The following is a 9235-nucleotide window of genomic DNA, read 5'->3' on the forward strand; positions in this document are numbered from 1 at the left end:
CCCCTGAGGGGGAAGATGAGGTCCGCGCTTTTCCTCTTCCCCCTCAGGGGGAAGACGGTCGCGTAGCGACCCGTAGGGGGTCAGCGGCTTCTGCCCTACTTCCGAATGCCCCCGCACGACGCGCCTCGACTTCGCCTCATTCCCATATAGATTTACGATCATAAAATGGGAGATCACCGATGACTCGCCGCGCGCTTCTGACGACCGCCGCTCTGGTTCTGATCGCAGGCCCGGTGCACGCAGCCCAAACTGCGCCCGACCTCTCGGTGACCATCTACAATTCCGACCTGGCCCTGGTCGAAGACGCCCGGACCCTGGACCTCAAGGCCGGTCGCCAGAAGCTGGAGTTCAAGGACGTCTCGGCCGCCATCCGCCCAGAGACCGTCAGCCTGTCGGCCCCCGGCGTCAGCATTGTCGAGCAGAACTTCGACTATGACCTGCTGACCCCCGACAAGCTGATGGAAAAGGCGGTCGGCCAGCAGGTGAAGATCGTCCGCACCAATCCCGGCGACGGCAAGGAGACCACCGAGGTCGCTACCGTCTTGGCTGCCAATGAGGGCGTGGTCCTGAAGATCGGTGACCGCATCGAGGTGCTGCGCGACGACGGCGTGCCCACCCGCGTGATCTTCGACAAGGTGCCCGAGACCCTGCGCGCCCGCCCCACCCTGTCGGTGACCGTCGACGCCGAGAAGGCCGGGCCACGCGGCACCAAGCTCAGCTACCTGACCTCGGGCCTCGGCTGGAAGGCCGACTATGTGGCCCTGTTTGACGAGAAGAAGCAGGCGTTGGACCTGCAGGGCTGGATCACCCTGACCAACAACTCCGGCACGCCCTTCGAAAACGCCCGCACCCAGCTGGTGGCCGGTCAGGTCAACCAGCTGAACAACGGCGGCTATCGCCCGCAGCCGCGCTCCATGGTTTCGGCCGGAACCGAAAGCGGCACCGGCGAGCGGGTCGCCGACTACTACATCTACCCCCTGCCCCAGCGCACCACGATCGCCGCCAACCAGAACAAGCAGGTCGGCTTCCTGTCGGCCCAGGGCGTGGCGGCCAAAAAGGTCTATGAGATCCGCGAAGCCTGGTTCGGCAGCGAGGAGAACCCGACCTCCGCCACCGTGGCCATCCAGTTCAGCAATGCAAAGCTGGCGGGCCTGGGCAGCCAGCTGCCGGCCGGCGTCATGCGGGTCTATATGCGCGACCAGGCCGGTGATCCCAAGTTCATCGGCGAGAACGCCCTGGACCACACTCCGGCCGGTTCGGAGCTGTCGATCAAGACCGGCGAAGCGTTCGACGTCACCAGCCAGGCCACCCTGGTCAGTCAGGAAAAGGTCTCCAAAACCCGCTCGCGCTACGAGATGAAATACCTGGTCCGCAATGCTCGGCCGGAGGCCGTGACAGTGGAGCTGCGCCAGGGCGGCCTGTGGCGCGACGGCGAGGTCAGGGCCGAGAGCCTCAAGAGCCGCCGCATCGACGCCCGCACCCTGGGCTGGAGCGTGCCGGTGCCGGCCAATGGCGAGACGGTGCTGACCTTCACGGTCGAGACAGGCTGGTGAGCAGAATATTCCGCTCATCCCCGCGAAAGCGGGGACCCAAGCTGAGGTCGAACGGCCTGCGTCATTGGGGAGCCGCCCTCGCATGGATCCCCGCTTTCGCGGGGATGAGCGGCTTTGGGGTATCCACCCAGGCCGACACCATTGCCTCATCGGCTCCGGAAAAGCTGTCCATCACCCTCTATCGGGATGGCGACGGACCCTTCCAGGCTCTGGACGAATGGCAGCGCGAGGAGGCCCGCGAGAAGGGCCTGATCCTGGTCACCGAGACCCGGACCATGGATCTGCCGGCCGGGCGACACACCCTGCGCTTTGACGGCGTTGCCGAGGGTCTGATCCCGCAGAGCGCGGCGGTCGAGGGCCTGCCCGGCCCGGCCGTGGAGCGTAACTATGACTACGCTCTGCTCAGCCCCGGCACCCTGATCGAACGCTCGCTGGGCCAGCCAATCAAGGTGGTCCGCACGGACCGTCGCACAGGGCACCAGAAGACCGCCGACGCCGTTCTGATCCAGGGCCCGAGCGGTCTGATGGTCCGCACCGCCGAGGGCGTCGAGGCCCTGGGCTGCTCCGGCGGCCCCGAACGGCTGGTTCTGGCCCGCGCGCCGGACGGCCTGACCGACAAGCCCAGCCTCTCGACCATCGTCGATGTGCCCGAGCCGATGCGGGCTAAACTGACGGTGTCGTACCTGGCGCTCGGCGTGAACTGGCAGGCTGACTATGTGGCGCGCATCCATCCGGACGGAAAGCGGCTGGACCTGTCGGGCTGGCTGACCCTGGTCAACAGCGGCGGCAGCCAGTTCGCCAACGCCCCCGCCCAGGCCGTGGCCGGCAAGCTGGCGCGGGAAGAGGTCGAGGTCAGCCGGGGCGAGGCCAAGGCGATCAGCCGCGCCTGTTGGCCGATGGACACGACGCATGTGGGCAAGCGCCTCATGACTCCGCCGATGATAGTGCCCCCGCCATCACCACCCGACATGATGGTGATGGCCCCCGCCCCCATGGCCCGAGCCGAGGCTGAGGAAATCGTCATCACCGGCGCCCGCGCCAAGCTGGCCGAGCAGTCCGATCTGGGCGACTACAAGCTCTACACCCTGCCCGAGCCGGTCACGCTCAATCCCCGCCAGACCAAGCAGGTGGCCTTCCTCGACCAGAAGAACGTCGCCTTCCAGCGGCTCTATGTCGTCGGGGTCAATGTCTGGACGCCCTACCAGGACGACGCCGCCCCGCAGGCACCCGAGGTCGTCCTCCGCCTGGAAAACAAGGCCGCCAACGGCCTGGGCAAGCCCCTGCCCTCAGGAGCCCTTTCCGCCATGGAGACCGCCGACGGCCGCCCGACCTTTGCCGGCGAACAGGCCGTGCGAGACGTTCCGGTGGGCGAACCGCTGGATCTGGTCATCGGTCGCGCGATGGACGTGCGGGCCCGCCCTAGGCTCGTTGAACTGAAAGCGTTCAAGAACAACCAGGTTCGCAGCACCTACGAAGTCGACCTGTCGAACGCCAAGACCGTTCCGGCAACCTTCGAGATCCGCCAGGACCCGAGCCCGGCCTTCTTCAAGGTTTTGTCTGAGCCCTCCCGACATGACATCCGGCAGGGCCAGGTCGCGTGGAGAGTCACCCTGGCTCCTGGAGAGACCCGGACATTCCGCTACCGGATCCAGTACGTTGACTGAGGGCACGAGCGACTTTCGAGGCTGTGACCCCTAGACTAGCTCTCGGCTGTTTGGGCGTCCTGACCTAGAGATCGTCATCTCCAGTCGCTAGAACGGCCGGACGTCGGGAGACCATGATGAAGAAGCCTGCCCTGGAAACTGCACTGGAACGCGGCCTGTTCGCCTCGCGCTGGCTGATGGCCCCGTTCTATGTCGGTCTGGTCATCGCCCTGGCCGCCTTGCTGGTGGTCTTCTTCCAGGAGCTGTTTCGCGAGCTGCCGCACATTCTGGCGATGACGCCAGAGGATGCGATCCTGATGGCCCTGACCCTGATCGACCTGTCGCTGGCGGCCAACCTGCTGGTGATCGTGATCCTGTCGGGCTACGAAAACTTCGTCTCGAAGATCGACACCGCCAGCCACGAGGACCGCCCCGACTGGATGGGAACGGTGGACTTCTCCGGCCTCAAGATGAAGCTGATCGCCTCGATCGTAGCGATCTCGGCCATCGCCCTGCTCAAGGCCTTCCTGAAGCTGACGGAACCCGGCATCGCACTCGACCAGCCGCGCCTGTTCTGGCTGGTCGTCGTCCACCTGTCCTTCGTGGTCTCCGGCGTGCTGCTGGCCCTCATGGACTGGCTGAACAGCAAGGTCAAAGCTGGCTGAAGTCGGCCGGCTTCTGCCTAGAACGGCAGGACCTTGCGCTTGCGGCTGTAGCCCAGATAGCCGACATTGGCCCCCAGCCGCAGACCGACGCCGGCGCGGATCGGGGCCAGGGTGATGTCGTCGGCGCGCTGGTAGTTCACGCCCAGCCCCCCGACCAGATAGGCCGTGCCTTCGACCCCCGGGAAACGGCGATAGATGGCGTCGCCGTACTGCAGGTTATAGCACAGGGTGAAGACCCGGCTGGCATTGCCGCCCCAGTCCCAGCCCACCGAGGGGCCCTGCCAGAACACTTCCTGGGTGGGCCGGCCCTTCATGTAAAGCAGGCCCCGCCCGTAGCGCAGGCCGACGCCGACCGCGCCCGAGCCTTCCTCACCGGCGATATAGCCCGTGGGCTGGCCCTTTTCACGGAAGATCCGTTCGATGGCTCCCCCGGCGGCTTCGGCCGTGACGCCGAGGAAATCTGACGTGGCCCGGATCATTTCGTCCGCCGAATAGGTCGAGGCCGCGCCTGTCGGATAGCTCGCGCCACTTCCGGGTGCCGAGGCCGGCTCCTGTCCGAAGGCGCTGGACGCCGCCGAAGTGCCTGCAGCAGCCATGCCGGAAATGATCAGCTTGCGACGGTCCATGGTTGGCCTCTCATTGGATTCGTTGCGCTACTGTTGCAGCCCATTGGGACCGGTTTGCGGCGGCCGCCTTTAAGGCTTGGTTAAGCATGAGGAAACACCGCCTCAAGCCCCCTCGCGAAACGGCGCAAATGTGCTAGACGCGGGCGCATGACCTCTACCCCGCTCGACAAGATCAGAAACTTTTCCATCGTGGCCCATATCGACCACGGCAAGTCCACGCTGTCGGATCGCCTGATCCAGGAGACCGGCGGCCTCACCGCGCGCGAGATGACCGCGCAGGTGCTGGACAATATGGAGATCGAGAAGGAACGCGGGATCACCATCAAGGCCCAGACCGTGCGTCTGGAGTACAAGGCCGATGACGGCGAGACCTATATCCTCAACCTGATGGACACCCCCGGCCACGTCGACTTCGCCTATGAGGTCAGCCGCAGCCTGGCCGCCTGCGAGGGCTCGATCCTGGTCGTCGACGCCTCGCAAGGCGTGGAAGCCCAGACCCTGGCCAATGTCTATTCGGCCATCGACAACAATCACGAGATCGTCCCGGTCCTCAACAAGATCGACCTGCCCGCCGCCGAGCCCGAGCGCGTCCGGGCCCAGATCGAGGACCTGATCGGCCTCGACGCCAGCGACGCCGTGCTGGCCAGCGCCAAGTCGGGCCTCGGCATCCATGACGTGCTGGAAGCCATCGTCACCCGCCTGCCCGCCCCCAAGGGCGACGAGAGCGCCCCGCTGAAGGCCCTGCTGGTCGACGCCTGGTACGACGCCTATCTGGGCGTCGTGGTGCTGGTCCGGGTCTTCGACGGCCGCCTGAAGGCCGGAATGAAGATCAAGATGATGCAGCACGGCTCGGTCCACCTGATCGACCGCGTCGGGGTCTTCAAGCCGAAGAACACCCCTGTCGAGAGCCTCGGCCCCGGCGAGGTCGGCTTCTTCACCGCCCAGATCAAGGAAGTGGCCGACGCCGCCGTCGGCGACACCCTGACCGAGGAAAAGCGCCCCACCGAAAAAGCCCTGCCGGGCTTCAAGGACGTCCAGCCCGTGGTGTTCTGCGGCCTGTTCCCGGTCGACGCCGCCGACTTTGAAGACCTGCGCGCCGCCGTCGGCCGCCTGCGCCTCAATGACGGCAGCTTCACCTACGAGATGGAAAGCAGCGCCGCCCTGGGCTTTGGCTTCCGCTGCGGGTTCCTGGGCCTGCTGCACCTGGAAATCATCCAGGAGCGCCTGTCGCGCGAGTTCGACCTCGACCTGATCGCGACCGCCCCCTCGGTGGTCTACAAGATCCACATGCGCGACGGCACCGAGATCGAGCTGCACAACCCCGCCGACCTGCCCGACCCGATGCACATCGAGAGCATCAGCGAACCGTGGATCAAGGCCACCATCTTCACCCCCGACGAATATCTCGGCGGCGTGATCAAGCTGTGCCAGGACCGTCGCGGCATGCAGCGCGAGCTGTCCTATGTCGGCAGCCGCGCCATGGTCGTCTACGACCTGCCGCTGAACGAGGTGGTCTTCGACTTCTATGACCGCCTGAAGTCGATCTCCAAGGGCTATGCCAGCTTCGACTACCAGGTCGAGGACTACCGCAAGGGCGACCTCGTCAAGATGTCGATCCTGGTCAATGCCGAGCCCGTCGACGCCCTCTCCATGCTGGTCCACCGCGACCGCGCCGAGAGCCGCGGCCGCGGCATGTGCGAGAAGATGAAGGACCTCATCCCGCAGCACATGTTCGTCATCCCGATCCAGGCCGCCATCGGCGGCAAGATCATCGCCCGCGAAACCGTCCGCGCCCTGCGCAAGGACGTCACCGCCAAGTGCTACGGCGGCGACGCCTCGCGGAAGCGCAAGCTGCTGGACAAGCAGAAGGCCGGCAAGAAGCGCATGCGCCAGTTCGGCAAGGTCGAGATCCCGCAGGAAGCGTTCATTGCGGCGCTGAAGATGGACGAGGATTGATCGGGGGCTGAGCTAGGGCCCTCTGAAATCAGTCCAAATGTCCTGCAGCACGTAGCTGCTCTCGCTCCTCAGCATTGCTTGGGCTCAAGCTGATAAATTCATCTGACAGCGTCGCTGGGAGCTGGAGGGCAGCTATCAGTGCTCTATCTTTTGTGCCCCAAAGGATTGCGATGCCCTGCGGGCGTAAAATGTCACGAGCACCACCGTTCTTCCTGACGCGCTTCAACGGGTCTAACTGTGCTGCAATCGCAGGAATAGCGCTCCTCGGAATTGGCTTGCGCTGAATATTCCGGAACAGTTCTGCTATTCGCGCTGCACCACCGCGGTGGGAATTTATAAGTGTAAGTAGCTTAGGGTCGAAGCCTTGCCAAATATTAGGTGGATAAGGCTCATCCTTCGCCAACCAAACGACCTGCTCGCGACCATAGGCTGAGATCTGCAATTTCCGATCTCCATTGTCGCCACTGGTTAGATTTTCAGGGCGGCATATGACTACGCCCAGATTGAAGCGAGCTTTTATTTCATTTTCCGATATGAGAACGCAAGGCTTATTGATTGCCTCCTTCGGGATCATCCATGATTTTTTTATTGTATGCTTTATGTCGACGTCTACCCCGCCGAGGTCGAGGTCTAGGAATTTACCTTTAGGCTGACCTATAGCATCTCTGAATAGAATTTCGATCTTTGTACCGAGATACGTTTTCTCCGTCTTTTCGCATTGGGAGAGAACAAGGCGCTTGGTTCTGGGCGCATCGATTAACTCATCAATAGCGCGACGAATTAACTGAGCAGTCGCGCCCACAACTCCGTCAGGATCACTGACTGCGCGTTTGAGCTTGTCGGTCAGATAGACCAATAGTTCGCGATCGTCGTTGAAGTGAGGCTGCTTCATACCACAGCGTCACATACCCGCGTATACGTTAGGTTAACTACGCTGCGAGCTGCCGTTCGACCAGAATATCCCGGACAGTCTTCGCTAGCTCTCCGGCGAGATTTGGCGGAACCGCGTTTCCAATCTGTCGCGCGACCTCAACCTTGGTCCCGTAAAATCTGAAACTGTCCGGAAACCCCATCAAGCGCGCAGCCTCCCGATGGCTAATCGGGCGGTTAGCTTCAGGGTGAAGGTAGCGCCCCTTCTCGGGCTTATAAAATTCAGTGCGGATCGTCACCGAAGGTCGATCCCACCACAAGCGTCCGAACAGGTCAGTGCCGCCGCTGGTCTTACGAACCCAGCAATCCGGCGTGATGTCTGGACGTTTAGCCAAGAGATCAAAGCGATTTCCACCGGGCGGTACAGCCGCATATCGCTCAAGGCTCTTCTGCGTGGGCGTGCGTCCAAAATGCAGGTTCAGCGTCGGAACAGATCCGATCTCAGTCCCTAACGTTTGCATCGGCAGATCCGATATCACGTCGCGAACCGTACGCCATCGCGGCAGATTGCTTTTCAACTTCGGGTCCGCGTGCGACGGCAGCGGAGGAAAGTTCGGGAAGCTATTCGCTTCCCGCCAACCCAGGATGATTGTCCGCTTACGCGTCTGAGGCGCTCCATAATCGGCCGCATTGACTATCGTCGCTTGAGTTTGAAAACCATGCTGCCTGGCTTTGGACTCGATCAACTGACGCTCAGGCGAGCGGAAAAGCTCTGCGACGTTCTCCATGACGAACACTCGAGCACCTGAACGCTCAGCAATTTCAATGAACGGCTCCCAAAGCGCGCGGCGCGTGTCACCGTCACGCTTCTTGTTCAGCAGGCTGAAACCTTGGCAAGGCGGGCCGCCGATGACCACGTCGGCTGCCGGCACCTCGTTGTGCAGCAGCCATTCCTCAATATTCGCGCAAACTGCTCGACCAGGGAAATTCAGCTCATGGGTTTTGACGGCGGCCTGATCATTGTCGATCGCTAGGACGGTCTCAAAACCCCCGCAAAAATTCTGATCGCAGAACCCCAGGCTCATGCCGCCTGCGCCGCTGAACAGATCAATCACACGGAGAGTCATAAGAATTATCCACCGTTCCGATAACTGGAACAAAACGCGAATATCGAGTTCCTGTCAAGCAATCGCTTGTTAGGATGCCGGCTACCGGCTGATTCTACAGCACATGCGCAGTCAGCTTTTCCGCAAGCCGCCCGCGGTCCTTTGTCTCGCATTCCCAGACCGTCAGAACCCGCAGCCCGAGTCCCGACAAAGCGCTCTCTGCCTGAACGTCCCGTTCCTTGTTGCGCTCGAATTTGGCTCGCCAGAGTTCACCGTTGTGAGACGGCATCGAGCCTCGGGCGCAAGTATGTTGATGCCAGAAGCACCCATGAACTTGCACAACCCACTTTCTCCTGCGGTTTGCAAAGTCAGGTGAACCTGGGAGTGATCTAACGTTCCTCCGGTATGCCACCCCTATTTCGCGCAGCAGCGAGGCTACACATTCCTCCGGAGTTGTCCGCTTCTGGCGCACTCGCGCCATCGCCATGGAAGTTCGCGGGTCTTTTGGCTTCATCGACATGAATTGCTTTGATGGACCAAACCGACACTACACCGAAATCACCCCGCGCGCCCCGGCGCTTCCTGACGAGAGCCATAGTGTAGACGTCCAACCCGCCGGTAGCCCCCGTAACCCGACCCCAACGTCGGTGCGAACCTTATATCTCCTGGAGGCTGCAGCGTGCCGGGCTGGACAGGTTGGTCAAGGACTGGCCTTCGGCCAGCCGCGACGCGGCGGCGCGGAGCGCCGTCCTTGAGCAACCTGTCCAGACCGGCGATCGTCTCGCCGTGAGATGTAAGGATGGCTCTGCCCAGAGG

General features: G+C 62.7%; 8 protein-coding genes and 1 pseudogene. 4 read left to right on the top strand and 5 right to left on the bottom strand.

All coding sequences use genetic code 11. The annotated features are described in order from the left end of the window. The first annotated feature begins 179 nt into the window (after positions 1–179). The 3 genes and pseudogenes from DBR10_RS08175 (at position 180) to DBR10_RS08185 (ending at position 3861) form a co-directional block, all read left to right on the top strand. Complete coding sequence (locus DBR10_RS08175; RefSeq protein WP_108505194.1) at positions 180–1553, top strand: DUF4139 domain-containing protein; 1374 nt, start codon at positions 180–182, stop codon at positions 1551–1553. A gap of 95 nt (positions 1554–1648) precedes the next feature. Continuing rightward, positions 1649–3217 (top strand): annotated as a pseudogene (locus tag DBR10_RS08180) (DUF4139 domain-containing protein); the annotation flags it as partial. A 116-nt stretch (positions 3218–3333) separates the two neighbouring features. Further along, entirely contained in the window at positions 3334–3861 is a 528-nt protein-coding gene (locus DBR10_RS08185) for a TIGR00645 family protein (protein ID WP_108505192.1), read from the top strand. 17 nt (positions 3862–3878) lie between these two features. Here DBR10_RS08185 and DBR10_RS08190 read toward each other — a convergent pair whose 3' ends face one another. Then, positions 3879–4487, bottom strand: coding sequence for a DUF1134 domain-containing protein (locus DBR10_RS08190; RefSeq protein ID WP_108505191.1), 609 nt, complete (start codon positions 4485–4487; stop codon positions 3879–3881). Between the two features lie 147 nt (positions 4488–4634). Between DBR10_RS08190 and lepA the strand changes: the two genes are divergently transcribed. Beyond that, entirely contained in the window at positions 4635–6443 is a 1809-nt protein-coding gene (gene lepA / locus DBR10_RS08195) for a translation elongation factor 4 (protein ID WP_108505190.1), read from the top strand. Between the two features lie 28 nt (positions 6444–6471). Here the strand turns inward: lepA and DBR10_RS08200 are convergent, their stop codons facing one another. The 4 genes from DBR10_RS08200 to DBR10_RS08215 all read right to left on the bottom strand — a co-directional run bounded on the left by DBR10_RS08200 (position 6472) and on the right by DBR10_RS08215 (position 9212). Then, on the bottom strand, positions 6472–7335 hold the full coding sequence (locus tag DBR10_RS08200; RefSeq protein WP_108505189.1) for a NaeI family type II restriction endonuclease: 864 nt from the start codon (positions 7333–7335) through the stop codon (positions 6472–6474). A gap of 37 nt (positions 7336–7372) precedes the next feature. Beyond that, positions 7373–8428, bottom strand: coding sequence for a DNA cytosine methyltransferase (locus tag DBR10_RS08205; protein WP_199223552.1), 1056 nt, complete (start codon positions 8426–8428; stop codon positions 7373–7375). A 106-nt stretch (positions 8429–8534) separates the two neighbouring features. After that, positions 8535–8939 carry a very short patch repair endonuclease gene (locus DBR10_RS08210; RefSeq protein ID WP_335582549.1) on the bottom strand — a complete coding sequence of 135 codons (405 nt, stop codon included), beginning with the start codon at positions 8937–8939 and terminating at the stop codon, positions 8535–8537. Positions 8940–9119: 180 nt separating this feature from the next. Next, positions 9120–9212 carry a hypothetical protein gene (locus tag DBR10_RS08215; RefSeq protein ID WP_108556255.1) on the bottom strand — a complete coding sequence of 31 codons (93 nt, stop codon included), beginning with the start codon at positions 9210–9212 and terminating at the stop codon, positions 9120–9122. Between the last annotated feature and the right edge of the window lie 23 nt (positions 9213–9235).

This window comes from Caulobacter sp. HMWF025 (genome assembly GCF_003060965.1).
Taxonomy (GTDB): domain Bacteria; phylum Pseudomonadota; class Alphaproteobacteria; order Caulobacterales; family Caulobacteraceae; genus Caulobacter.

Bases quoted from the DNA above. Each gene is read 5' to 3' on its own strand.
- DBR10_RS08190 (WP_108505191.1), bottom strand. From the start codon at position 4,487: ATGGACCGTCGCAAGCTGATCATTTCCGGCATGGCTGCTGCAGGCACT.
- DBR10_RS08185 (WP_108505192.1), top strand. From the start codon at position 3,334: ATGAAGAAGCCTGCCCTGGAAACTGCACTGGAACGCGGCCTGTTCGCC.
- DBR10_RS08200 (WP_108505189.1), bottom strand. From the start codon at position 7,335: ATGAAGCAGCCTCACTTCAACGACGATCGCGAACTATTGGTCTATCTG.
- lepA (WP_108505190.1), top strand. From the start codon at position 4,635: ATGACCTCTACCCCGCTCGACAAGATCAGAAACTTTTCCATCGTGGCC.
- DBR10_RS08175 (WP_108505194.1), top strand. From the start codon at position 180: ATGACTCGCCGCGCGCTTCTGACGACCGCCGCTCTGGTTCTGATCGCA.
- DBR10_RS08210 (WP_335582549.1), bottom strand. From the start codon at position 8,939: ATGTCGATGAAGCCAAAAGACCCGCGAACTTCCATGGCGATGGCGCGA.